The organism is Ottowia massiliensis, from assembly GCF_900240305.1.
Classification (GTDB): domain Bacteria; phylum Pseudomonadota; class Gammaproteobacteria; order Burkholderiales; family Burkholderiaceae_C; genus Ottowia; species Ottowia massiliensis.
On sequence record NZ_LT964854.1, the window covers coordinates 916,403 to 939,651 of the forward strand.

Below are 23,249 nucleotides of genomic sequence, written 5' to 3' on the forward strand. Positions count from 1 at the left end.
ACGCCCGCCCAGCCCGCCTGCGAAAGCGCCAACCGGCGGACGGCCTGCGCAGCGGCTTCTGACGGCGGGCCGCCACGACGATTGCAGCGCCATGACGATTCTTCTGGCCCCCATGGAAGGCTTGCTCGATTGCACCCTGCGCGACGCGCTCACGCAAGTGGGCGGCGTGCAGCGCTGCGTGTCGGAATTCATCCGCGTGACCGACCAGCTGCTGCCGCTGCGCAGCTTCACGCGCGTGGCGCCGGAGCTGCTCAACGGCGGCTTCACGCCAGCGGGCGTGCCCTTGCGGCCGCAGCTGCTGGGTTCAGACCCGGCCTGCCTGGCTGAAAACGCCGCGCGCCTGGCGGCCATTTCCCCGCACGGGGTAGACCTGAACTTTGGCTGCCCGGCCAAAACGGTGAACCGCCATCGCGGCGGGGCCGTGCTGCTGGACGAGCCGCAGCTGCTGCACGCCATCACCGCCGCCGTGCGCCGCGCCGTGCCCGCACACCTGCCCGTATCGGCCAAGATGCGGCTGGGCTACATGGACGATGCCCGCGCCATTGAATGCGCGCAGGCGCTGGCCGCAGGCGGCGCTGGCGAAATCGTGGTGCACGCCCGCACGCGCGCGCAGGGCTACCGCCCGCCTGCGCACTGGGAGCGCGTGGCCGACATCCGCGCCAGCGTGGCCGTGCCGGTGGTGGCCAATGGCGACATCCTCACGCCCGAAGACGCCGCCCGCTGCCGCGCCGTCACGGGCTGCCAGGCGCTGATGATCGGGCGCGGCATGGTCGCCAACCCGGGCCTGGCGCTGCAAATTGCAGGCGGCGGCGCGCTGCCCTGGGCGGCGCTGCCGCCGCTGCTGCGGCGCTTCTGGCGCGATGTGTGCCGGCGCGTGCAGCCGCGCCACCGCGCCGGGCGGCTCAAACAGTGGCTGCACGCCTTGCAGGCGCGCTATCCGCAAGCGGCCGCCGCCTTTGGCGACTTGCGCCGCATGAGCGAAACCGCGCCCATCACCGCCTATCTCGAACAGCTTTGACACCGCTTTTGATTCTTCACCTCAACCCAAGGACTTCTCATGGCCGCCAGCTTGCTTGCCCTGCTTGACGACATTGCCTCCGTGCTGGATGACGTGGCCCTCATGACCAAGGTGGCCGCCCGCAAAAGCGCCGCCGCCGCCGATGACGTAGCCGTGCTCACCAAACTTTCCGCGCAAAAAACGGCGGGCGTGCTGGGCGATGACCTGGCGCTCAACGCCCAGCAGGTGGCGGGCGTGCGGGCCGACCGCGAGCTGCCCGTGGTCTGGGGCGTGGCCAAAGGCTCGCTCGTGAACAAAGCCATTTTGGTGCCCGCCGCGCTGGCCATCAGCGCGCTGGCGCCGTGGCTGGTGACGCCGCTGCTCATGGCCGGCGGCGCTTTTTTGTGCTTTGAAGGCGCCGAAAAGCTCGCGCACCGCTTTCTGGGCGGGCATGAAAAAGAGCATGAAGCCGCGCCCGGAGCAGACGCGCGCGCTGAAACCGATCTGGCCGCGCTGGAAAAAGCCAAAGTCAAAGGCGCCGTGCGCACCGATTTCGTGCTCTCTGCCGAAATCATCGCCATCACCCTGGGCAATGTCACAGGCCAGCCGCTGCCCACGCAGCTGGCCGTGCTGGCGGGCATCGCCCTCATCATGACGGCGGGCGTGTATGGCCTGGTGGCCGCCATCGTCAAGCTCGACGACGCGGGCCTGTTTCTCAGCCGGCGCGCCAGCCGCGCCGCGCAGGCGGCGGGCCGCGCCATCTTGCGCCTGGCCCCGTGGCTGATGAAGCTGCTCACGGTGGCCGGCACCGCCGCCATGTTTCTGGTCGGCGGCGGCATCCTCGTTCACGGCGTGCCCGCGCTGCACCACCTGGCCCACGGCTGGCAGGCAGCGGGCGGCCTGACCGGCGCGCTGCTGCCGCTGCTGCTGGACGCAGGCGCGGGCCTGGCCGCAGGCGCCTTGCTGGTGGCGGCCATGCATCTATTGCACAAGGCGCGGCAATGAAAAAGGGGCTGGAAAGCCCCTTTTTCCCTTATCTCCTTGCCCGTTCACGCCCGCCCGGTCTGTGCGCCGAGAGCCTGTTCAAAGCCCGTGCGCGAAAAGCACAAACCCGGGTGCTGCTGGGCCTTGCCGCCCCTGATGCCGCCCTTTTGCCCCTTACGGCCAGACGCTGAACAGGCCATTAATCGCTTTCCATTATTCCCACGGCATGGAAAATCAGCCTGTTTCCCATATAAGCTGATCGGCTCCAGTAATGACAATCGAATTGGCCCGATTTGGCGACAATGCGGCTTTGCGCTTTTTCATGAACCGGTGAATCTGCATTTTCATTATTTTCCACAATCATGCCTATGGCTTTCCCATCCAGCCGCAGCGGCGCATCTTGCGGTAAGGCACGGCAAAAATCTGCGTGCCATTGCACAGGCGGCAGGGCAGAAATACTGACCTCCCTCAGCCGCATGGGCCTGCCGCCGGGCTGAAAGGAAAATGTCAGAAAAACCCGCCCCGACCGGTAGCAAACGGATGGCGGCGCTGAATCGCTGGCGTCAAACTCAGCAGCATGCCCGAATGCCTTGGCGATATCTTCAGCCGTCGTTTCTCCCAGCATCAGCGGCCTGTTTTCCAGCCTGACGGCATGGCTGCACCAGTGTGGCGGGGCTGCAAAACAAGGCGTCATGAATACTGGCAAAAGCATTATCCCGGCCATATTTTTCACGCGCATCCTTCATCCTTTTTCTCATTATTCATTAGACAGGAGGAGCAGAAACTACCCTGCCTGAGTTCAGAAATAGCAACGGCTATCTGATGACTTCTAGTCGATCTCCTTCATGCAATAGCTCGCGAACATCACGAGGCATGATAATACACCCTTGTGATGCGTCGTTTTGCGCATTATCACCATGAATCATAAAACCAGACCGACCATACATATTATTATCTGAGTCTGGAGTCAATGGAAAAGCAATTGGCCTTCCATCGTTGGGCCTATCTGCCTCTAATGTATAACTGCCTTGTGGAATTGGACCAATATTGCGCACATTTTGCGCATCAGGATTATTCCTTCCCTGACCACCTCCTGACACATTGCGGCCAGAATAACCATTATGATTGACGATTTCATTGCCTTGCGTATCATGGCAAGTCAGATTGCCTGTACTTTGTGTATAAGTGCATGATAGATGTGCGCCTGGAAGGTCGCGCAGATTTGTCGCAGGGGTTTCTTGCAGTGCATTTGAACTGTTTGACGGCTGATTATTTGCATAATTTTCAGGCGCTGCTTCAGCAGTCTCAACGCTCGCGCCAGAAGCGCCTGCGTAACCCTGCACGCCTTGACCCTGCTCGCCTTGTTGAGAGAGGGAAGCAAAGAAAGGACCCACAGAGCTCATAATAGAAGGCATAATATATCTCCTAGATAACGCCATGAACAAAAAGCAGTTTGCATACAGCAACCCGCGCCAAGATTATAGGCCATATACTCACATTCCAGCTATACAGTGCAAATACTAGGTGTATATTTATACATGGACATATGTATGTAAACCAATAGGCATGCTGCATGAGCCCGCTCCGAAAGCTGAAATTGACCCGGATAGGGCGGGCAAGGTTGCTTTCTTGGCCCTGTTGAGAATTACCGAGACTGAATCACAGCCGAAGCCAGATAGATCGTAGCCTTGAAGCTGGCATCGGTCTTGTCACTGCACATGGCTATGCGCTTGAACTCCTTGAGCTTGCCAAAGAAGTTTTCTACTATTGAGGTGAGGCAGCGGTACATGCACTCATCAATGGATAAAGGCTGGCGTCGATTGAGCCTTTGTGAGATCACGATTGGCGCGCCTTGCGCTTGCAATAGCTCTATCAGCTATTGGACATCAAACGCTTTGTCTGCCAGCAGCGCCCCAATCTTTGGGTTTCGGATTAGTTCTTGGATTCCTTTGCTGTCAGGCCCGGCATCAGCACGAACTTGAGCAGATGGCCCAGCGCATCGCACAAGGCCAGTATCTTGGCGCTCACGCCCTCCGCGTGTATTGCCCCAGTGAAAACCTGCTCAGGTGTTACCGTTGAGAGGAAGACACCATGATTACGTTGATGGACGAAGAGATCAAGCGTTGGAGGGCCAAGAGCAAGACGACGTTGGTGCTGGAGATCATCCGGGGCAAGACTAGGGCCTGTTGAGAATCCCCTCTCATGCTGCAATCCCGCCATGGAAAGAAGAGTATTGAGCGACAAGCAGTGGGCACTGATGGCCCCGCACTGCCTGGGCAAGCCTGGCGATGCAGGGCCAAGAGGCACGGACAACCGTTTGTTTGTAGAGGCCGTGCTGTGGATCGTGCGCACAGGCAGCCCCTGGCGCGATTTGCCTGAAGAATTCGGCAAATGCAACACCGTTTTCAAACGCTTTCGTGACTGGGTCAAGGCCGATATCTGGCAAAAACTCTTTGATGCCGTCAGCGGCCAGCCGGATATGCAATACGCCATGGTCGATGCCACGATCGTGAAAGTGCACCGTCACGGCCAGGGCGCAGGACTCAAAGCCAGGCCATAGGGCACTCGCGTGGGGGCGTGAGCACCAAGATACTGGCCCTGTGCGATGCGCTGGGCAATCTGCTCAAGTTCGCTCTGATGCCATGCCAGCGGCATGACAGCAAAGGAGTCGAAGAGATGATCCGGAACCAAAAGTTTGAGGCGCTGCTGGCAGACAAAGCGTTTGATGTTCAATGGCTGATAGAGCGATTGCAAGCACAAGGCGTGCCAATCGTGATCTCGCAAAGATCCAATCGACGTCGGCCTTTGGCCATTGATGAGCACATGTACCGCTGGCGTCACCTCATAGAAAACTTCTTTGGCAAGCTCAAGGAGTTCAAGCGCATAGCCATGCGCAGTGACAAGACCGATGCCAGCTTCAAGGCAGCGATCTATCTGGCTTCGGCTGTGATTCAATCTCGGTAATTCTCAGCAGGCCCTAGCGTGTCGGAGGCGAGCAGGAGCCATGACCCGCCGCCGTCGGAGATCGAGACCTAGTTGGAGGATGGTTGCGCAGGCATGGAGAACGTCCTGAATACCAACCCGCAGGGCGTGCGTGAGCAGTACGAGCGCCAGCTGAACTTTTGACTTATCCATTTTCCAACAACTCCTTGTGTTGCTTCAAAAAACGCCTGCCATACCAATCCTCCAGCGATTTTCCTTCTCGTTTCCGGTATTCTTCAGGGTATCTGAATTTGTAATACGCCAACAGAAAATAAGGAAATCCTACGAAGATAACGGCGGCAATGGATCCGACATTGATGATGAGCCACGCCAATAAAAATCCAAAAGCTTGTATTGATGTTGACAGTTCCAGCGAAGAGCTTTCCAACATCATTTTGATCATAATCCCCACACCTAGAATCCCCATTCCATACACAGCCATGAGGCCGGCAACTTTATCCTGTAGAGCGGGCGTTGCGGCTTCATGATACAAAAGCCTTCTCAGATACTTCAGTTTCACAACAAGCATCCAGCAAGCCAGAAATATCATGGAAGCATAAATAGCGCCAACCCAAAAGAATGACAGAGCAGGCAAAAGAAAATCAGTAAACAGCAGATCCAGCTCCAACAAGAACCAGATCATTGCCGTAAAGACATGGAAATTATAGCGATAAGGCAATATATAGTTTCGTTTTATCGCCTTCCCGGCCAGCACCAGCAATAGCCAAAGAAATAGGCAAATCAGAAAGACTTCAGCCGTCAGGAAACTTTTCTCATATATAGGGACCCTCAATTCCTCGGCATCGTTATGGAGCATGACGGAAATAACGAACACCGCAAAATTGAGTCCTATGACAAAGACTACCGCCAATATAAAACTATAGAGCTTGAACTTCAGAGAAGAGCTTCCCTTGTCAAAATGCTTGGCCGTTTTGAGATGCTGCGTGTCCTGCAATTTCCGGAATTCGTCATTCTCCAGATTCAAACTCTCTTCAAAGCTGGCTTGAAATACCGATTTTTTTATCATTGCTTATGACGTAAATCCCAGTGCCTTTCCAATGCCGCCAAAAACGCTGGAAACGGTATTTGTTGCTCCTTGGATACCCCTGCCAATTTTGCTCATGATATTTTTTGTTCCTTGAACGGGATCGTCAAAGAATTTAGGCTTCACAAACTTGATGCCTTGAACAATAAGGCCCGCTCCTGCTCCAATACATGCCCCCGGAACACCTCCAATGGCGGATCCAATAGTAGCTCCTTCCAACGGACCTACACTGGCTATTGCAGAAAGCGCTCCTTTCCCAACAGCCTTACCGATATCACCTATTTTGCAATAAGCATCCAGCAAGCCGAAAAGATCACGGGCCGAAAAGATCACGGGCGCCAACTCAAGAAATCAGATCGCGGTTTGACGCCCATAACTTTGCCCAGAAAAGCCTTGGCGCCTGCCTTGCAAGGGTTGGCGAAATTTCCTATCCGTTTGAAACCATTAAAGACTTTCTCCCCGAACTTTCGTTGCAATAAAATGAAAGCAGAACATAACAGCAGGCGTGCGCCATCGCAGGAGATGCAATCCAGAGCGCGGGAATATTATATGCACTCCGACAGTTTATTAATCAAATAATATCTATCACTATTGGAAAGGCCGTAATGATTAATGGCTCCATTTATCAGGGCGCCCTGTTTTTTGCAGTCATATTTCTTAATATAGGAGAATGCTTTTTGCACATCATTCACCTTATATTTCCTGTCGGCGTGAATTTCAAATAGATTTTCATCTGCCGCAGGGTATATCAAATACGGTATTTCCTCGTACTGAATGATCGCGCGATGAATATCGCCATTTTTCCACGAAACAGTGGCCTCGTCCATTTTGATGCTATAAAAGATTCTCGCGCATATGTATGAAGCCAGGCTGATTGCGATAAAGATACATATAATAAATAGTATTTTCTTCATTTTATGACCTTGAGTACGTTTCCATCTCCATATCTAGCTCCATCATTCAGAAGATTGATCATGTCATTAAACTGGTCTTGGCAACGCGGATGAACCGTGATGCATCCGTGGGATACATTTCCAATATGCAAGTTCGCTCCCCCTCTGATAATGCCCATATGATAGAGAAAGGAATCGACCTTGCTCCATCCAACGGGCTGCAATGCATACCATCCCTCATGACCCGGCTTGGTATTCGGCTTCATCGTAAACAATCCCGGCCAAATTGGCCCGTGATCTTTTACATGAACGGAGTCAGGATTGTTTTTATGGTCGCCGCGACCAGAATGAATGCAGCCCGGATCAATGCTTTTTCTTAAATTTGGAGTATTGGGATTATTTGATGTGCAAGCGAACGTTTGCAGAGTAATCGAGTAATGGCAGTTCGCTGCTTTGCTTGCGCTGCCGGCTATCGATATCGATTCTGCGGCCTTCGCAGAAAAACCATAATAATCTCCAGACTGATCAGTATGATCATCGTTGGCCTTGGTTCGAGCATCTGTTGATTGGGCGCTGTTTTTTCCCTCACGCTTTCCTTCCTGCAAAAGGGAGTATGGATGTGCGCCAGGCAAGTCACGCAAATTCGTTACGGCGCCCGCCCGAGTCGTTTCCGGGCGATTTGCCTGGCTGTTGTTTGCCTGTGGCGTTTCGACTGCTTCAACTTCTGTGGCTGTGCCGGAAACGTTTGCCTTATCCGACGCAGTCTGTTGCGCATAGGCAGCGAAGGAAGGACCCACACGACTTGAGATGGATGCCATGATGCATCTCCTTAGACAGAGGTGCAAAAAATGGAATGCAGCCCTGCACCCGACAAGCTGCATTGCGACTGTAGGACATTGTTTTCATCATGCACAGCTAGGATCGTTACTAGGCGCCTTTTCTAGATATAAGGGTATCTATCTATACAACGAAAGTCTACTTTCCCTGATCCGCCCGATTCTCTTGGGCTGCGCGGCTGGCTCAGTCCGGGTAGCGCACTATCGTGACCTCTGCGGCAGACTCAATGTCTTTGAATGCCGACAGCATCACGCGCAGCGATCCTTCTGCGCCAAAACCGCCGGTACTGGCGCCAATCAGCGGAAACGCCACGCTGGCAAAGCCGTGCTCATTGACCAGCCGCATGGCCGAATGCACCGACTGGCCAATGGACGCCTCGCTCGCGCGCCACCACAGGCTGATGCCCGCCACATGAATCAGCGCCTTGCACGGCAGCCGCCCCGCGCCCGTGAGCACCGCACCGCCCAAGGGAATCGGCCCCATGCGCCCCAGCTCGCGAAAAGGCGCGCAACCCGCCCGCCGCCGAATGGCCCCGGACACGCCCTGCGGCAGCAGCAGCCACCAGGGGATGATGTTGCGGTTCCAGGCATTGACCAGCACCTGCGCGGGCTGATCCAGCAAATCACCATGAACGATGCGGGGCGTCATGAACTGCGGGCGTGGCGAAGTTGAACGGGCTGGCAAGTATGTCGCGCGGGGCCACCGCACCGCATGACAGACATGCCTTCATGGCGGCCCATCCGCTCCGCAGGCCGGAATGGATGCGGATGGCGCGGGCGGGTGAGATGGCTTGCTGGGCCGCTCCTTCCGCCAGGCATCATTTAAAAAAACAGGAGCAAATCAAGGGCGATAAAAATGCCCGTTGCGCTTTTTGCACTAGGACCTCACGCTATGGATAGAGGAGCGAATTCAGAGGCGCTCCATCCATCCTGAAAAGCGATCCGCAGCACGCCTGCGGGCGAAAGCGCGGGCTTGGGCGGCGGGCGGGGTCACTTGGGCAGCCGCGCCAGTTGCTCTTGCAGGCGCGCCAGCGTGGCGCCAAAGGTGGCGGCGCGGTTTTTTTCCTGCTCGATGACGGCGGGCGGCGCTTTGGCCACGAAGGCTTCGTTGCCGAGCTTGGCCTGCGTTTTGGCGATTTCGCCTTCGATGCGGGCCATTTCCTTGCCCAGCCGGGCGCGTTCGGCGGCCGCGTCAATTTCAAGGTGCAGCGCCAGGCGCGCGCCGCCGGCCACGGCCACGGGGGCGGCCTGGGCGGCGGCCTGCCAGGCGGGCGTGTCGTCAAACACTTTCACTTCGCTGAGCTTGGCCAGGGCCTGAAGGGCGGGGGCGGCGGCGCGCAGGCTGGCGGCGGCTTCGGGCGTGTCCGCCACGGCATACAGGGGCAGGCGCTGGGCGGGGGAGACCTGCATTTCGCCGCGCAGGGCGCGGCAGGCGTCCACCCACGCCTTCAGGTGGGCCACTTCGGTTTCGGCGGCTTCGTCGATGTGTTCAGGCTGCGCTTGCGGGTAGGGCGCGCAGGCGATGCTCTGGCCGGGCTGAACGGCCTGGCCCGCCAGCGGGGCCACGGTTTGCCAGAGTTCTTCGGTGATGAAGGGAATGACGGGGTGCGCCAGGCGCAGCACGGCTTCGAGCACGCGCAGCAGCGTGCGGCGCGTGGCGCGCTGCTGTTCGGGCGCGCCGGTCTGGATTTGCACTTTGGCGATTTCCAGATACCAGTCGCAGAACTCGTTCCACACAAAGTCGTAAATGGCAGCGGCCACGTTGTCGAGCCGGTAGTCGGCAAAGCCTTGCGCGGCGGCGGCTTCGGCTTTTTGCAGGCGGCTGACGATCCAGCGGTCGGCGGCAGAGCGGCGGCGGGCGCTGCTTTCATCGCCGCAGTCGTGGCCTTCGCAGTTCATGAGCACAAAGCGGCTGGCGTTCCAGAGCTTGTTGCAGAAGTTGCGGTAGCCCTCGCAGCGCTTGCTGTCGAAGTTGATGCTGCGCCCCAGGCTGGCCAGCGCCGCGAAGGTAAAGCGCAGCGCGTCGGCCCCGTAGGCGGGAATGCCTTGCGGAAACTCTTTGCGCGTGGCTTTTTCCACTTGCGGAGCGGTTTCGGGCTTGCGCAGGCCGGTGGTGCGCTTTTTGAGCAGGGGTTCGAGCGCAATGCCGTCAATCAGATCGACCGGATCGAGCACATTGCCTTCGCTTTTGCTCATCTTCTTGCCTTGCGCATCGCGCACCAGGCCGTGGATGTAGACGTCGCGGAAAGGCACGCGGCCCGTGAAGTGGCAGCTCATCATGATCATGCGCGCCACCCAGAAGAAGATGATGTCGTAGCCCGTGACGAGCACGCTGCTGGGCAGATACAGGTTGTAGTCGCTGGCGGCTTCTTCGCCCTGCCGGGGCCAGCCCAGTGTGCTGAAGGGCACCAGGGCGGAGGAATACCAGGTGTCGAGCACATCGGGGTCGCGCTCCAGCGCGCCTTCATAGCCTGCCGCGCTGGCCCGGGCGCGGGCCTCTTGCTCGCTGCGGGCCACGAACACGCGCCCGTCTTCGCCATACCAGGCCGGAATCTGGTGCCCCCACCAGAGCTGGCGGCTGATGCACCAGTCCTGAATGTTGCCCATCCACTGGTTGTAGGTGTTCACCCATTGCCCGGGCACAAAGCGCACCTGCCCGCTTTGCACGGCGTCGATGGCTTTTTGCACGATGGATTTCGTCTCGCCCTCGCCCACTTTGCTCATGGCGACGAACCACTGGTCGGTCAGCATCGGCTCCACCACCTGGCCCGTGCGGGCGCAAATGGGCAGCATGTATTTGTGTGGCTTGATGTCGATGACATAACCGCCCGCCTGCAAATCGGCCAGGAACTTCTTGCGCGCCTCGTAGCGGTCCAGCCCCTGGTAGGGCGCGGGGCCGTTTTCATTGATGCGCGCCTCAGGCGTGAAGATGGTGATGAGCGGCAAGTGATGCCGCTGGGCGCAGGCGTAGTCGTTGAAGTCGTGCGCGCCGGTGATCTTCACGCAGCCGGAGCCGAATTCGCGATCGACGAAGTCGTCGGCAATGATGGGAATGTTGCGGTTGTTCAGCGGCAGCTCCACCCACTTGCCCACCAGGTGGCGGTAGCGCTCGTCTTCGGGGTGCACGGCCAGCGCGCCGTCGGCCATCATGGTTTCGGGGCGCGTGGTGGCAATGGTCATGCCGCGCTCCAGCTTGCCGTCAATCATTTGCGGGCCGTCCACGAAGGGATAGCAGATGTAGTGCATCTTGCCGTCGGACTCCACGCTTTCCACTTCCAGATCGCTCACCGCGCTTTTGAGCGCCGGGTCCCAGTTCACCAGGCGCTTGCCCCGGTAAATCAGGCCCTGCTCATACAGGCGCACGAAGGTTTCGGTCACCACTTCCGACAGGCGCTCGTCCATCGTGAAGTACTCGCGGCTCCAGTCCACGCTGTCGCCCATGCGGCGCATTTGCTGCGCGATGGTGTTGCCCGATTGCTCCTTCCACTCCCACACGCGGGCCACGAAATTCTTGCGGCCCAGGTCATGACGGCTTTGCCCCTGGCCCTGCAACTGGCGCTCCACCACGATTTGCGTGGCAATGCCCGCGTGATCGGCGCCCGGAATCCAGACCGTGTTGAAGCCCCGCATGCGGTGGTAGCGCGTGAGGCTATCCATGATGGTCTGGTTGAAGGCATGCCCCATGTGCAGCGTGCCCGTCACGTTGGGCGGCGGCAGCTGAATGGAAAAGTTCTCGCCCCGGGCCGCCGCCTCGGCGCTGGGCGCGCCCGTGCCGCGAAAGCCTGCGCGGCCCAGCCCCATCGCTTCCCACTGCGGCCCCCAGCGGGATTCGATGGCGGCAGGCTCAAATGACTTGGAAAGGCGGGCGAGGCCGGGCTGTTGGGGTTGGTTCGGCGTGGCGGTCATGGCAAAGCGTTTTGAACGGAGCGTTCAGGAAAAGCAGGGCGGCGGAAAAAGCGCGGGATTCTAGAAGTTCGCCTCTTTGGCGCGCGGCCCGCAGCCGCTGGCGCAGCGGGCCGCGCTGCCGCATTGGCCCGGCACGCAGTGCGAGAATGCCGCCCCAAATGACCACCGCTTATTCAACACTGGCGCTTGCCGAGCCGCTCAAGCGCGCCGTGGCCGAGATGGGCTACGAAAACATGACCCCCATCCAGGCGCAGGCCATTCCCGTGGTGCTGGCCGGGCAAGACGTGATGGGCGCGGCTCAAACCGGCACGGGCAAAACGGCGGCCTTCTCGCTGCCGCTGCTGCAAAGGCTGCTCAAGCACGAAAACACCTCCGCCTCGCCCGCGCGCCACCCCGTGCGCGCGCTGGTGCTGCTGCCCACGCGCGAGCTGGCCGACCAGGTGGCGCAGCAAATCGCCCTGTATGCCAAATACACGCACTTGCGCAGCGCCGTCGTCTTTGGCGGCGTGGACATGAAGCCGCAAACCGCCGAGCTGAAAAAGGGCGTTGAAGTGCTGGTGGCCACGCCGGGCCGCCTGCTCGATCACATCGAAGCCAAAAACGCCGTGCTCGGCCAGGTGGAATACGTGGTGCTGGACGAGGCCGACCGCATGCTGGACATCGGCTTTCTGCCCGACTTGCAGCGCATCCTCAGCCACCTGCCCAAAAGCCGCACCACGCTACTGTTTTCGGCCACTTTCTCGCCTGAAATCCGGCGGCTGGCCGAAAGCTACCTGCACCAGCCCGTCGCCATTGAAGCGGCCCGCCCCAACGAAACGGCGGCCACGGTCGAGCAGCTTTTTTTCAGCGTGGACGGCGACGACAAGCGCCGCGCCGTGCGCCACATTCTCAAAGAGCGCGATTTGCGCCAAGCCTTCATCTTCACCAACAGCAAGCTGGGCTGCGCGCGCCTGACGCGCGCGCTGGAGCGCGACGGCCTGCGCTGCGCCGCCCTGCACGGCGACAAAAGCCAGGACGAGCGCCTGAAGGCGCTGGAGGCCTTCAAGGCCGGAGAAGTCGATTTGCTGGTCTGCACCGACGTGGCCGCGCGCGGGCTGGACATCAAGGACGTGCCCGCCGTCTTCAATTACGACGTGCCTTTCAACGCCGAAGACTATGTGCACCGCATTGGCCGCACGGGCCGCGCGGGCGCTTCGGGGCTGGCCGTCACGCTGGTGGCCCCAGGCGACGCGCGGCTGGTGGCCGAGGTGGAAAAGCTCATCAAGAAAAAAGCGCAGGTGCAGCCGCTGGCGCTGCCCGGCGGCGAGCGGCGGGAAGGGCGCGAAGACCGTGGGCGGCGCGATTTCCGCGACCGCAGGGACGGCCGTTCAGATGGCCGCTCAGATGCCAGCGCGCGCGACAGCGTCTATGCCACGCGCCAGTTGCCAGGCCAGCCGACAGACCCCTTTTTCGACCAGCCCTACGAGCCTGCCGCGCAAGGCGAAGCCGCCGAATTGCCCGCCTGGGAAAAAGCCGCCCGCAGCGCCCCGGCCATCGCCCGGCCCGGCCTGCTCTCGCCCAACATCAAGCCCCGGCGGCAGGTGGCGGCGCTGTTCAAGCCCCGCGCGCAGGAGCCGGACGAGGCGGACGCTGCGCCAAGCCAGACGCCGGACGGGCAGCCCGGCTGAGCCGCAGCCAGTCCGCTTGCGAAAAAAGCGGGCCGCGCGGCCCGCTTGTTTGCTTGCGCCCGCAGCGCGCGGCAACGGGGAGCCGGCCTCCAGCCGCGCCTCTGCGCCTCTTTTGACCTAAAAAAGAGGAGCAAATACAAGGCACGAAAAAAGGCGTCTGCGCAGTTTCCACTAGGACATCACGCTATCAAACCAGGAGCGAAATAAGGCAAAGGAATGAAAGCGGGCGAAATGGCGGCGCCCGCCGTCATGCCGCAGGCAGCGCAGGCACGTCAAAACCCTGCGGCGGCAGCCCTTGCTGCTGGCGCTGACACATGGTCAGCAGCGCCTGCTCCAGATGGCGCGTCAAGCGCGCGGTGTCAAACAGCGCGCTGGCGCGGCCCTGCTGGTTCAGGCGCTGGCGCAAGGCGGCCAGCTCCTGCGCATGCGTGGCCAGGCGCAAGGCCAGGGCCTCGTATTCATCGGCCGTTTGCGTGACGAGTTCGGGCAGGCCCACGGCGTGCAGCAGGCTGGCGGCCATGCGGCCCGCGAAGCTGCGGCCCGTTTGCGTGAGCACGGGCAGGCCGGCCCAAAGCGCGTCGCTGGCGGTGGTGCCGGCGTTAAAGGGCAGGGTGTCCAAGAACAAATCGGCCAGGCGGTAGCGGGCCAGGTAGTCGCCGTAGGCGCAGCGCTCGGCAAAGACCAGCCGCCCGCCGTCGATGCCGCGCCGCGCGGCCTGCGCGCGCAAATTGGCCCAAACGTGCTCGCCGTCATTGACGAGCCAGAGCACGCTGCCGGGCACGCGGTGCAGCAGGTGCATCCAGATATCGAACATGCCCGGCAGCACTTTGTAGGTGTTGTTGTGGCAGCAAAAGACAAAGCCGCTTTCGGGCAAGCCCTGGCTGGCGCGCGTGGGCACGGCGGGGCTGATGGCGCGCTGGCTGTCGTTGGGCTGGAAGGTGTCGGGCAGGCGCACGATGCATTCGCTGAATTCGCCTTCGCTGCCGGGCGGGGCCACGTGGCGGTCGGCCAGGATGTAGTCGATTTCGTCCATGCCGCTGGTGCCAGGAAAGCCCAGCCAAGTCACTTGCAGCGGTGCGGGGCGCAGCAGCGGCACGCCCGCCTGGCCGTCGCCCGTGGCGCCCATGAGGTCGATCAGCACATCCAGCCGTAGCGCGCGAATGCGGCTGGCGGCTTCTTCGGGCGTGCAGCGGCCCAGGGCGATGGATTCGTCAAAGGCGGCCAGCACGCGCCGGCGCATGGGCGTGTCAGATACGGCTTTGGCGCAGGCGTCGATGCCGATGACGCGAAAGGCGCTGCGATCGTGCGCCTCGAACACGCCCACCAGCAGGTAGGAAACGGCGTGATCGCGCAAGTCGCCCGAGAGGTAGCCCACCCGCAAGGGGCGGCCAGCGGCGGGCGCGGGCACGGGTTCGGGCGGTTTGGGGCGCGCGGGCAGCGGACGGGGCAGCTTGGCGCGCTCGGCCGCCATGCAGGCGCGCGCGCTGCGCAGCAAATCGGCGCCCGTGGCGCCCGGATGCGCCAGCATGGGAAAAGCCATGCTGTAGGCGTTGTGCTCATCCAGCTGCGCCAGAACGCGCGCCCAAAGCGCGGGCAGATCGTCCCAGCGGGCCTGCTTTTGCCTGTAGCGCATCAGCTCCGCCAGAAAGGGCGGCTTGTCATCCAGCGCCACGCCTTTTTCCAGACAGTCCAGCGCCTGTTCGTCTTCGCCCAGCTTGAACAGCGCGCGCGAGCGGCCCACCCACGCGTCCGCGTTGCCCGGATCGCACTGGCAAGCCTGTTCGTAGCTGGCGGCGGCGGGCTGCGGCTGATCCAGCGCCATTTCGGCATTGCCACGGCTGACCCACAGGCCGCTGTGCCGTGGCGCCACGGCCAGGCCGCGCCGGGCACAGGCCAGGGCGTTCTCGAACTGCCGCCCGTCTTCCAGCGCCGCCGCCAGCGCGTGTCAGTGAAGGGCGTCGGCAGGCGCCAGCCGCGCGGCCTGTTGCAGGCTTTGCACCGCCTCGGGCAGACGCCGCAAATCGCGCAGCGTATTGCCGCGCAGCAGCCAGGCGGCAGGCTGCGCCGGATTGAGCGAGAGGGCGCGGTCGGCGCTGGCCAGCGCTTCCTCCAGCCGCTGGGCGGCATGCAGCGCGCGGCCCCGGTCGCACCACAGGGCGGCATCCGCCGGAGCCAGCGCCACGGCGGCGTCAAAGTGGCTGATGGCCTGCTGCACGCGCCCCTGCTGGCTACAGGCCACGCCCAGCATGGCCCAGGTGCGGGCGTCTTGCCCGTTGAGCGCGGCCGATTACTCCAGGGCGCTGGTTGCGTCGGGCCACTGCGCGGCCATCAGACGCGTCAGGCCCAGCATCTGCCAAGCCAGCGCGTCGCCCGGTTGCGTTTGCAGATGCTGGCGCAGCAGCTGCGCGGCCTGCGGCAGGCGGCCCTGGCTGGCCAGGCGCGAAGCTTCCTGCAGGGCGGCGGCGCTTGCGGGCTTATTCATCCAGCTCGCTGTCTTCGTGCTCGTCCTGCTCGGTCACGCGCCCGGCCAGGGCGGGCCTGAGCGCCTGCGCGCCCGTCAGGAAGTCATCCAGCGGCTGCGCGGGAGCCAGCCGCCAGGAAGGCGGATACAGGTGCGACAGATAGAGCGTGCCCTGCCCCAGCCGCTTGTGCGACTGCCACTGCAAGCCCAGTTGGAGGCCCAGGGCCGCCAGCAGCAGGCAGGCCATGCCGCCCGCCAGCAGGCGGCGCGACAGCGGCGTAGCCGCGCACAGGTGCCGCCACACAGTGGCCGCCAGCACGGCATAAGCCAGGCTGCGGTCAAAGCGCGCCAGCGCAGGCCATGAAAAGGCAAAGGCGCCTGCGTGCAGCGCAGCCCCGATGCCGCCAAAAGCCAGCAGCCCCAGAGCCGCAATGCGCAGATGGCGGCCAAACATGGCAAAGCCCGCGAAGAGCTTGCTGGCCATCATCCACAGCAGCACCCACGCCAGCAGCGGCAGAAAGACGCCCAGGCTTTCCGACAGGATGCGGCCCGCGACATTGCCCGCCGTGTTCATGCGCAGCAGCGTTTCAACCGCCACCCAGCCCAGCAGCGCGGCCACGGCCAGCACCGTGACAGCCAGGCCCCGCCGCGATGCGGGCCGCCAGGGCTGGGGCGGGGGCGGCTCGGCGCTGGCCAGCCGCAGCATGAGCTGGGTGCGGCCCACGGCCAGCGCCGCGCCCGGCTCCCAGATGAAGGACTGCCCGCCGCGCATGTGGCGGCGGCCCAGCCAGACGCCATTGACGCGGTCTAGCACCCGCACATGCACGCGGCCCGCCTCATCCACGCCCAGGCGCAGATGTTCGGCAGCCAGCGCCGGATCGGTCAGCACGGCATCGGCATGGACGGCGCGGCCCAGCGTGCAGGGCCAGCGCATGATGGGCACAGCCTGCGCCAGATGGCGGCCGCGCTCGCTGACTTCCAGCACGGCCAGCGCGCGGGCGGCTGGCGCGGCCCGGGGCGGCAGCGGCGGCTGGCCGGGCGATGTGTCCTGCGGCAGATCGCGCGACAGAACGGGTTCCACAGGCGCGGCGGCGGTCATGGCGCGGCCCCCTCTTGCGCGCTGGCCTGGGCATCGGCCTGCCAGGCAAAGCCATCCAGAAAGTGGCGCGACAGCAGCAAGGCGTTGTCAAAGGACAGGCCGGCGGCATCCATGCGCCCCAGCACGCTGCTTTTGGGCTGATTGACGCTGGCAACCAGCACGGTGAGGTCATACAGCCCCGTCAGCTTGCGGTAGGCGCGCATGCACAGCACCACGCGGGCGGGCATGCCCTTGAGCTGAACGAAGTCCTGCCGGCATTCGGCCGCGCTGCGGCGGGCGTCGCCGTTTTGCGGCAGCGGTTCATTGGCGAAGCTGGCCGAATACTGATAGGCGAAGGCCAGCTCGCGTATGCGCGGCGCGTCGTACGCCTCGTAGCGCAGCTGGATGCCGCCCACCTCTCCGGTATCGCCCGTGAACACGCTGCTGTCTATGCGGCATTCGCTGCGCTCGTACGTGAACAGGGCGCGCGGTTCGTGCTCCTGCCCATTGCCCCAGCAGCGCGACAGGCTTTCGGCGGGCAGCGGCACGGTGTAGCGGCCGTAGCGCTCACTGCGCGCCGTGGAGGCCATGAGGCGCTCCATCAGCGTCTGCTGGTGCTCCAGCAGCTGGCGCGCCATCTCCTCATGGGCCGCGCCCTGCATGGGAGCGGCCTGGCGCGCCTTGTCCAGCAAGGCGCGCGCGAACCCGGCGGGCACGAGAAAGCTCACCTGCTCGGCGTCCAGCCGCTTGGCCACGTTCACGCCAATCACGCGGCCGCGCGCGTCCAGCGCCGGGCCGCCGCTCATGCCAGGGTTGAGCGCGCCGCCAAAGAAGATGCGCGGATAAAAGCTGCGCTGCACCAGCCCGTTGTAATTGCCCTCGGTGATGGCAAAACCCACATCCAGCGGGTTGCCCAGCGAATAGATGCGTTCGCCCTGCTCCAGCGGCTCGCCTTGCGGACGCAGCTGCAAGGCAGGCACGGGGTCGGCGGGCGGCTGCACGGGGCGCAGCACGGCCAGATCGTGCAGCACATCAAAAGCCAGCAAGGCCACTTCGGCTTCCTGGCCATTCACGTTCACGCTCACGCCCCGGTGGCTGTCCGGCTCCAGCGCCAGATCGCTGATGACGTGGAAATTGGTCAGGATCAGCCCCGACGCATCCACATACGAGCCGGAGCCAATGCTGCTTTGCGTGCGGGTGGCGCGCCGCAGCGTGCGGATTTGCACCAGCTTGTCGCGCGCGGCGCGGTAAATCTGCTGCGCGTCGGGCGAAGGCGGCTGCAAAACGCCTGGCGGCTGGCTGGCGCTCTCCTGCGCTTGCGGCGCGCCTGATTCGCCTGGCTGCGGCTGCGCGGCAATGGGTGCGAAGCGAACGGGCGCTTCTTCGCCCTCGTCCAGAGCTGCTGGCAAAGCCTGTTGCGGCTCCGGCGGCGCTTCTGCCTGAAAGGACTCCTGATGCGCCGCCTGCGGCTCAGGCGCGGGCTGCGCCAGCGCCACGCCAGCCAGCAGCCCTGCCGCCGCGCCCGCGCACCAGCGGCGCAGACAGCGCGAGAAAGTGTGTGTGAATGTGAACATGACAATGGCGCGCGATTGTGGCACGGCGCTTTCAGCGCTCAAGACCGTTCCAAGGCGCTTGCAGGCATTCAAAAGATTCAGCGTTGCCCTTCATGGACCCAATGACCATGAAAAAGCCCGCCGACGCGGGCTTTTGCGCTTGCCTTTGGCAGGCTCTCACTGTGCCGCAGGGGTGCGGATGAGGTAGTCAAACGCGCCCAGGGCGGCTTTGGCGCCTTCGCCGGCGGAGACGACGATTTGCTTGTAGGGCACGGTGGTGCAGTCGCCCGCTGCGAAGATGCCGGGCGCGCTGGTGGCGCCTTTGGCGTCGATGACGATTTCGCCCATCGGGTTGCGCTGCACCACGCTGCCCAGCCATTCGGTGTTGGGCGCCAGGCCAATTTGCACGAACACGCCTTCCAGCGCCACGTGTTCGCTGGCGCCGCTGTCGCGGTTTTTGAAGCTCAGGCCGCTGACTTTGCCTTGGCTGCCAGTGATTTCGGTGGTTTGCGCATGGGTGCGGATGGTGACGTTGGGCAGGCTTTTGAGTTTGCTGACCAGCACGGCGTCGGCTTTCAGGTCGGGGTTGTATTCGAGCACGGTGACGTGCCGCACCACGCCGGCCAGGTCAATGGCCGCTTCCACGCCGGAATTGCCGCCGCCGATGACGGCCACGTCTTTGCCCTTGAACAGCGGGCCGTCGCAGTGCGGGCAATAGGCGACGCCTTTGGTTTTGTATTCCTGCTCGCCGGGCACGTTCACGTTGCGCCAGCGCGCGCCGGTGGCCACGATGAGCGTGCGGCTTTGCAGCGTGCCGCCGTTTTCCAGCCGCACGGTGATCAGGCCGCCGGGCTGGGCGGCGGGAATGACTTCGGCCACGCGCTGGGCGCTGATGAGGTCTACCTCGTAATTGCGCACGTGCTGCTCCAGCTGCGCGGCCCAGGCGGGGCCGTTGGTTTCGGGCACGCCGGGGTAGTTGGCGATTTCCATCGTGTCGTTCACCTGGCCGCCAAAGCGTTCGGCCACCAGGCCGGTGCGGATGCCTTTGCGCGCGGCGTAAATGGCCGCCGTGGCGCCAGCGGGGCCGCCGCCAATCACCAGCACGTCAAACGGCGCTTTGGACGAGAGCTTTCCGGCGTCGCGCGCGGCGGCGCCCGTGTCCACTTTTTGCAGGATTTCTTCCAGCGTCATGCGGCCGCTGGCGAAGAACTGGCCGTTCAGATAGACGGCGGGCACGCCCATGATTTCGCGCGCTTCGATTTCCTGGGGAAAGAGCGCGCCGTCAATCACCGTCACGCGAATGCGCGGGTTGAAGATGGCCATGAGCGAGAGCGCCTGCACCACGTCGGGGCAGTTGTGGCACGACAGGCTCATGTAAACCTCGAAATTCAGGTCTTGCGCCGGCTCCAGCGCCTTGATTTGCGCCAGCGTGTCTTCGGCCACTTTGGGCGGGTGCCCGCCCGTCCACAGCAGCGCCAGCACCAGGCTGGTGAATTCGTGGCCGAGCGGAATGGCGGCAAAGCGCAGGTGCTGCTCGCCATCGGGCCGCGTGAGGGCGAAGGACGGGGCGCGCGTGTCCTGCCCGTCGGTGTGCAGCGTGACCTTGTCGCTCATGCCCGCCACTTGCTCCAGCAGCTCGCGCAATTCGGCGGATTTGGCGTCGCTGCCCAGCGTGGCCGTGAGGGTGAAGGGGCGGCGCAGCATGCCCATGTATTGCTGCAACTGGGCGGAGATGTCTTTGTCAAGCATGAAGATTCCTTTCGTATCCGATGGGACTGATGGGCGATGGATATTCGCTCTTTATTTAATAGCTGCCTGCGCACGTTTCACGGAGACCACGGCCGTTTTCAGGCCCTCAAATTCGCTCCTGGAAAAGGAGCTTTGCACCGACTGCCGGAGAACAGCCAGGCGAAAAAAAACCGGACGGCCAGCGGGTCGCGCGCCCGCCTTGCCTGCCATCCGGCCCGGTTTGCATGAAGCGGCCCGAAGGCCGTGAGGCATCAGCAGCGGTTCAGATTTTTCCGACCAGCTCCAGCGAAGGCTTGAGCGTTTGCTCGCCTTCCTTCCACTTGGCGGGGCAGACTTCGCCGGGGTGCGCGGCCACGTATTGGGCAGCCTTGACTTTGCGCAGCAAATCGCCCGCATCGCGGCCGATGCCTTCGGCGGTGATTTCCACGGCCTGAATCACGCCTTGCGGATCAACGATGAAGGTGCCGCGATCGGCCAGGCCCTGGTCTTCGCGCATGTTTTCAAAGTTGCGCGTGATCGTGCCCGTGGGGTCGCCAATCATGGTGTATTTGATCTTGCCGATGGTCTCGGACGCGTCGGCCCAGGCCTTGTGCACGAAGTGCGTGTCGGTGGAAACGGAGTAAATCTCCACGCCCAGCTTCTGGAATTCGGCGTAGTGGTCGGCCACGTCGCCCAGCTCGGTGGGGCACACGAAGGTGAAATCGGCCGGGTAGAAGAAGAACACGGCCCACTTGCCTTTGACATCGGCTTCGGTCAGCTCGATGAACTGGCCGTTTTTGTAGGCGCTGGCCTTGAAGGGCTTGATTTCGGTGTTGAGTACGGACATGAGAGGCTCCTTGAGTTGAGAGGTTGAGATGGACGCCTGCGAACAGGTTCTGAAAAGCGCGCCTGGCTGGGCGACGGGCTGAATTATCAAGGCAAACTATCAACTATTCCAATTCATTCTGCCTAATCTATTGTTAGGCGGGAGCTATCTGCTGCGGTGAGGCGCGCCTTTGGGCTGATTGCTCCGACGAGCCACATCAAAAACAGGAGCAAATGAAAAGCGCCTGGAATGCCTATCTGCGCAGAATTCACTAGGACATGGCGCTATTAATGTGGGAGCAAAATACTCCAGTGCTTCGCCAACTTCGATCCGCCTTGAAGCAAAGGGATTCCAATTGAAGTGAACGCGAAGCGCGGGCGCGCTTGTTCCCGCGTTCTTGCCTTGGCAAGGCCCGTCCTGCGCTGTCTGCGTTTGCTGGCAGACCGGCGAGCAAGTCCTTATTCGCCTTGTTGGGCTGCGGGGGCGGCAGGCTCTTCAAACTGGGCGCCAGCGGCATTGGCCATATAGGCAACGGCGCGGGCCACCTCCAGCTCGGTCGCAGAACCGCCCGCCTGGGCAGGCATGGCACCTTTGCCGTGGACGGCCGCGCTGACCAGCGCGTCAAAGCCCTGCGAGATGCGCGGCGCCCACTCGCTGCCATTTTCAAATCTGGGTGCGCCAGAAACGCCTGCGGCATGACAGGCGGCGCACTGCGCCTTGAAAACGGCTTCGCCCGCGCGCGGCTCACGCGGGCCTTTGGCGGCCTGCGCAAACCGGATGCTGCCCACCTTTTGAATGCGCCGGGCCATATCCAGCTCTTGCGTAGCACTGGGCAAAGACTTGCCATAGTCAGCGGGTGAAGGCAACAGCCAAGCCAAGGCAATGAGGGCCAGCAGGGCGGCCGCAGAGGCGGCAATGATGGGGGCGGAGGATTTGGATGTGTCGCTCATGGCGTGTGGTGTCCGGGCAGCGCATCGGAGGTGAACGGCCTGACGGCAATTGCTCCAGAAAGCGTGCGGGCCGAGCCACTCTTTCTTGTTGCGGTTCAAGCGGAGCCGCGAAATTTATAGATCCGCCCGCACTCCATGTTCGCCATGCCGAATGCCCGAGCGCAGCGCTGGGGAAAAGAGCCGCGCGGACAACAATGCGGCGCCATCGAAGCCGCGAGGCTTATTGCCCGCCGATCAATACGCTTTTTTGCCATTGGCCGGGCCGGAGGAAATTTGATCGGTCTTTGCCCCTGCGGTATTTTTCATGCCAGAACTCCCTCGCTGCCATGCACTCGCTACACGACCTGCCCGCGCCAGCCAAGCTCAATTTGTTTTTGCACGTCACGGGCCGCCGCCCTGACGGCTATCACTTGCTGCAATCGGCCTTCGCGCTCATCGACTGGTGCGACACCCTGCACATCGAGCGGCGCGCCGGTGGCCGCCTGAGCCGCGAAGACCTTGGCGCGCCGCTGCCTGCCGATGACCTGACGCTGCGCGCCGCCCGCGCCCTGCAAGCGGCCACCGGCTGCACGCAAGGCGCGCACATCGCCATTGAAAAGCGCATTCCCGCGCAAGCGGGCATGGGCGGCGGCTCTTCAGACGCCGCCACGGCGCTGCTGGCGCTCAACCGCCTTTGGCAACTGGGGCTGGATGGCGCGGCGCTGGCGCACATCGGCCTGCAACTGGGCGCGGACGTGCCGTTCTTCCTCTTTGGCCGCCACGCCTGGGCCGAAGGCGTGGGCGAAAAACTGCAGGCCATTCACCTGCCGCCCACGCGCTTTGTGGTGCTCAAGCCGCCTGCCGGCCTGGATACCGCGCAAATTTTTCGCTCGCCTGAGCTGCGGCGCAATACGAAACCTGCTATAGTCCGCGCTTTCGCTGCAAGCCCGCTTGCCTTTGGCAAAAACGATTTGCAGCCAGTGGCCGAGCGGCTCAATCCGCAAGTCACCCAAGGCATTCAACTGCTGCAATCTGCGGGTCTGAATGCGCGGATGACAGGCTCTGGCAGCGCTGTTTTTGCGCCGCTTCATCAGGAGCGGCAAAGCGGCCTAATCACGCCGCCGCAAGGCTGGCTGATGAAGGAATGCAGCAGTCTTGCCGCCCACCCGCTGGCCGGATGGGCGGCAGGCAAGATTTCAGGGTGATTCATTGCGAATCATCCCGCGCAGGGGAGTCGCCAAGTTGGTTAAGGCATCGGATTTTGATTCCGACATGCGAGGGTTCGAGTCCTTCCTCCCCTGCCAAACATTCTGGGTAAGCGCCATGCTGCGCGGCGCGCCATACAAGTCCCACTGATCCTGCGC

General features: G+C 62.4%; 18 protein-coding genes, 1 tRNA gene and 3 pseudogenes. 7 read left to right on the forward strand and 15 right to left on the reverse strand.

Annotated elements, in window-relative coordinates; genetic code table 11:
- The first annotated feature begins 91 nt into the window (after positions 1-91).
- Positions 92-1,018 carry a tRNA dihydrouridine synthase gene (locus C1720_RS04125; protein ID WP_233199799.1) on the forward strand — a complete coding sequence of 309 codons (927 nt, stop codon included), beginning with the start codon at positions 92-94 and terminating at the stop codon, positions 1,016-1,018.
- Positions 1,019-1,057: 39 nt separating this feature from the next.
- On the forward strand, positions 1,058-2,002 hold the full coding sequence (locus tag C1720_RS04130; protein ID WP_102283331.1) for a DUF808 domain-containing protein: 945 nt from the start codon (positions 1,058-1,060) through the stop codon (positions 2,000-2,002).
- Positions 2,003-2,180: 178 nt separating this feature from the next.
- Here the strand turns inward: C1720_RS04130 and C1720_RS04135 are convergent, their stop codons facing one another.
- Positions 2,181-2,720 (reverse strand): hypothetical protein, encoded by a 540-nt coding sequence (locus C1720_RS04135; protein ID WP_199170948.1) that lies wholly within the window; start codon positions 2,718-2,720, stop codon positions 2,181-2,183.
- A gap of 76 nt (positions 2,721-2,796) precedes the next feature.
- Positions 2,797-3,396, reverse strand: a complete 600-nt coding sequence (locus C1720_RS04140; RefSeq protein ID WP_199170949.1) for a tlde1 domain-containing protein — start codon at positions 3,394-3,396, stop codon at positions 2,797-2,799.
- A gap of 803 nt (positions 3,397-4,199) precedes the next feature.
- On the opposite strand from C1720_RS04140, the pseudogene C1720_RS04150 reads away from it, so the two are divergent.
- A pseudogene (locus tag C1720_RS04150) lies at positions 4,200-4,945 on the forward strand (IS5 family transposase).
- Positions 4,946-4,960: 15 nt separating this feature from the next.
- Positions 4,961-5,107 (forward strand): annotated as a pseudogene (locus C1720_RS14175) (DUF1153 domain-containing protein); the annotation flags it as partial.
- A 1-nt stretch (position 5,108) separates the two neighbouring features.
- On the opposite strand, the gene C1720_RS04160 reads toward C1720_RS14175, so the two are convergent.
- The 5 genes from C1720_RS04160 to C1720_RS04185 all read right to left on the reverse strand — a co-directional run bounded on the left by C1720_RS04160 (position 5,109) and on the right by C1720_RS04185 (position 11,643).
- Complete coding sequence (locus tag C1720_RS04160) at positions 5,109-5,990, reverse strand: hypothetical protein (protein WP_102283333.1); 882 nt, start codon at positions 5,988-5,990, stop codon at positions 5,109-5,111.
- 3 nt (positions 5,991-5,993) lie between these two features.
- The gene (locus C1720_RS04165; protein WP_199170950.1) at positions 5,994-6,341 is read right to left on the reverse strand and encodes a hypothetical protein; all 348 of its coding nucleotides are present in this window, start codon (positions 6,339-6,341) and stop codon (positions 5,994-5,996) included.
- Between the two features lie 577 nt (positions 6,342-6,918).
- Positions 6,919-7,719 carry a tlde1 domain-containing protein gene (locus C1720_RS04175; RefSeq protein ID WP_158241625.1) on the reverse strand — a complete coding sequence of 267 codons (801 nt, stop codon included), beginning with the start codon at positions 7,717-7,719 and terminating at the stop codon, positions 6,919-6,921.
- A 202-nt stretch (positions 7,720-7,921) separates the two neighbouring features.
- Positions 7,922-8,386 carry a macro domain-containing protein gene (locus C1720_RS04180; RefSeq protein WP_102283337.1) on the reverse strand — a complete coding sequence of 155 codons (465 nt, stop codon included), beginning with the start codon at positions 8,384-8,386 and terminating at the stop codon, positions 7,922-7,924.
- 341 nt (positions 8,387-8,727) lie between these two features.
- On the reverse strand, positions 8,728-11,643 hold the full coding sequence (locus tag C1720_RS04185; RefSeq protein WP_102283338.1) for a valine--tRNA ligase: 2,916 nt from the start codon (positions 11,641-11,643) through the stop codon (positions 8,728-8,730).
- 158 nt (positions 11,644-11,801) lie between these two features.
- On the opposite strand from C1720_RS04185, the gene C1720_RS04190 reads away from it, so the two are divergent.
- Positions 11,802-13,310 (forward strand): DEAD/DEAH box helicase, encoded by a 1,509-nt coding sequence (locus C1720_RS04190; protein ID WP_102283339.1) that lies wholly within the window; start codon positions 11,802-11,804, stop codon positions 13,308-13,310.
- A 247-nt stretch (positions 13,311-13,557) separates the two neighbouring features.
- Here the strand turns inward: C1720_RS04190 and C1720_RS04195 are convergent, their stop codons facing one another.
- The 8 genes and pseudogenes from C1720_RS04195 to C1720_RS04235 form a co-directional block, all read right to left on the reverse strand.
- Positions 13,558-15,180, reverse strand: a complete 1,623-nt coding sequence (locus tag C1720_RS04195; protein ID WP_102283340.1) for an O-linked N-acetylglucosamine transferase, SPINDLY family protein — start codon at positions 15,178-15,180, stop codon at positions 13,558-13,560.
- A gap of 75 nt (positions 15,181-15,255) precedes the next feature.
- Positions 15,256-15,570: pseudogene (locus tag C1720_RS14405) on the reverse strand (tetratricopeptide repeat protein); the annotation flags it as partial.
- A gap of 27 nt (positions 15,571-15,597) precedes the next feature.
- Complete coding sequence (locus C1720_RS04205; RefSeq protein WP_102283342.1) at positions 15,598-15,792, reverse strand: tetratricopeptide repeat protein; 195 nt, start codon at positions 15,790-15,792, stop codon at positions 15,598-15,600.
- Positions 15,785-16,870 (reverse strand): FHA domain-containing protein, encoded by a 1,086-nt coding sequence (locus C1720_RS04210; RefSeq protein ID WP_146006860.1) that lies wholly within the window; start codon positions 16,868-16,870, stop codon positions 15,785-15,787. The genes C1720_RS04205 and C1720_RS04210 overlap by 8 nt, the downstream gene beginning before the upstream one ends.
- Positions 16,867-18,423 carry a S1 family peptidase gene (locus tag C1720_RS04220; RefSeq protein ID WP_102284493.1) on the reverse strand — a complete coding sequence of 519 codons (1,557 nt, stop codon included), beginning with the start codon at positions 18,421-18,423 and terminating at the stop codon, positions 16,867-16,869. The genes C1720_RS04210 and C1720_RS04220 overlap by 4 nt, the downstream gene beginning before the upstream one ends.
- A 156-nt stretch (positions 18,424-18,579) precedes the next feature.
- The gene (gene ahpF / locus C1720_RS04225; RefSeq protein ID WP_102283345.1) at positions 18,580-20,151 is read right to left on the reverse strand and encodes an alkyl hydroperoxide reductase subunit F; all 1,572 of its coding nucleotides are present in this window, start codon (positions 20,149-20,151) and stop codon (positions 18,580-18,582) included.
- Positions 20,152-20,413: 262 nt separating this feature from the next.
- Entirely contained in the window at positions 20,414-20,977 is a 564-nt protein-coding gene (gene ahpC, locus C1720_RS04230) for an alkyl hydroperoxide reductase subunit C (RefSeq protein WP_050715461.1), read from the reverse strand.
- A gap of 437 nt (positions 20,978-21,414) precedes the next feature.
- Positions 21,415-21,906 carry a c-type cytochrome gene (locus C1720_RS04235; RefSeq protein ID WP_050715460.1) on the reverse strand — a complete coding sequence of 164 codons (492 nt, stop codon included), beginning with the start codon at positions 21,904-21,906 and terminating at the stop codon, positions 21,415-21,417.
- A 326-nt stretch (positions 21,907-22,232) separates the two neighbouring features.
- Between C1720_RS04235 and ispE the strand changes: the two genes are divergently transcribed.
- On the forward strand, positions 22,233-23,090 hold the full coding sequence (gene ispE, locus C1720_RS04240) for a 4-(cytidine 5'-diphospho)-2-C-methyl-D-erythritol kinase (protein WP_102283346.1): 858 nt from the start codon (positions 22,233-22,235) through the stop codon (positions 23,088-23,090).
- A 22-nt stretch (positions 23,091-23,112) separates the two neighbouring features.
- Positions 23,113-23,189 (forward strand) — tRNA-Gln (locus C1720_RS04245).
- The last annotated feature ends 60 nt before the right edge of the window (positions 23,190-23,249 follow it).

Bases quoted from the DNA above. Each gene is read 5' to 3' on its own strand.
- ahpF (WP_102283345.1), bottom strand. From the start codon at position 20,151: ATGCTTGACAAAGACATCTCCGCCCAGTTGCAGCAATACATGGGCATG.
- C1720_RS04220 (WP_102284493.1), bottom strand. From the start codon at position 18,423: ATGTTCACATTCACACACACTTTCTCGCGCTGTCTGCGCCGCTGGTGC.
- C1720_RS04235 (WP_050715460.1), bottom strand. From the start codon at position 21,906: ATGAGCGACACATCCAAATCCTCCGCCCCCATCATTGCCGCCTCTGCG.
- C1720_RS04175 (WP_158241625.1), bottom strand. From the start codon at position 7,719: ATGGCATCCATCTCAAGTCGTGTGGGTCCTTCCTTCGCTGCCTATGCG.
- C1720_RS04160 (WP_102283333.1), bottom strand. From the start codon at position 5,990: ATGATAAAAAAATCGGTATTTCAAGCCAGCTTTGAAGAGAGTTTGAAT.
- C1720_RS04130 (WP_102283331.1), top strand. From the start codon at position 1,058: ATGGCCGCCAGCTTGCTTGCCCTGCTTGACGACATTGCCTCCGTGCTG.
- C1720_RS04190 (WP_102283339.1), top strand. From the start codon at position 11,802: ATGACCACCGCTTATTCAACACTGGCGCTTGCCGAGCCGCTCAAGCGC.
- C1720_RS04140 (WP_199170949.1), bottom strand. From the start codon at position 3,396: ATGCCTTCTATTATGAGCTCTGTGGGTCCTTTCTTTGCTTCCCTCTCT.
- C1720_RS04205 (WP_102283342.1), bottom strand. From the start codon at position 15,792: ATGAATAAGCCCGCAAGCGCCGCCGCCCTGCAGGAAGCTTCGCGCCTG.
- C1720_RS04185 (WP_102283338.1), bottom strand. From the start codon at position 11,643: ATGACCGCCACGCCGAACCAACCCCAACAGCCCGGCCTCGCCCGCCTT.
- C1720_RS04135 (WP_199170948.1), bottom strand. From the start codon at position 2,720: ATGCGCGTGAAAAATATGGCCGGGATAATGCTTTTGCCAGTATTCATG.
- ispE (WP_102283346.1), top strand. From the start codon at position 22,233: ATGCACTCGCTACACGACCTGCCCGCGCCAGCCAAGCTCAATTTGTTT.
- C1720_RS04125 (WP_233199799.1), top strand. From the start codon at position 92: ATGACGATTCTTCTGGCCCCCATGGAAGGCTTGCTCGATTGCACCCTG.
- C1720_RS04210 (WP_146006860.1), bottom strand. From the start codon at position 16,870: ATGACCGCCGCCGCGCCTGTGGAACCCGTTCTGTCGCGCGATCTGCCG.
- ahpC (WP_050715461.1), bottom strand. From the start codon at position 20,977: ATGTCCGTACTCAACACCGAAATCAAGCCCTTCAAGGCCAGCGCCTAC.
- C1720_RS04180 (WP_102283337.1), bottom strand. From the start codon at position 8,386: ATGACGCCCCGCATCGTTCATGGTGATTTGCTGGATCAGCCCGCGCAG.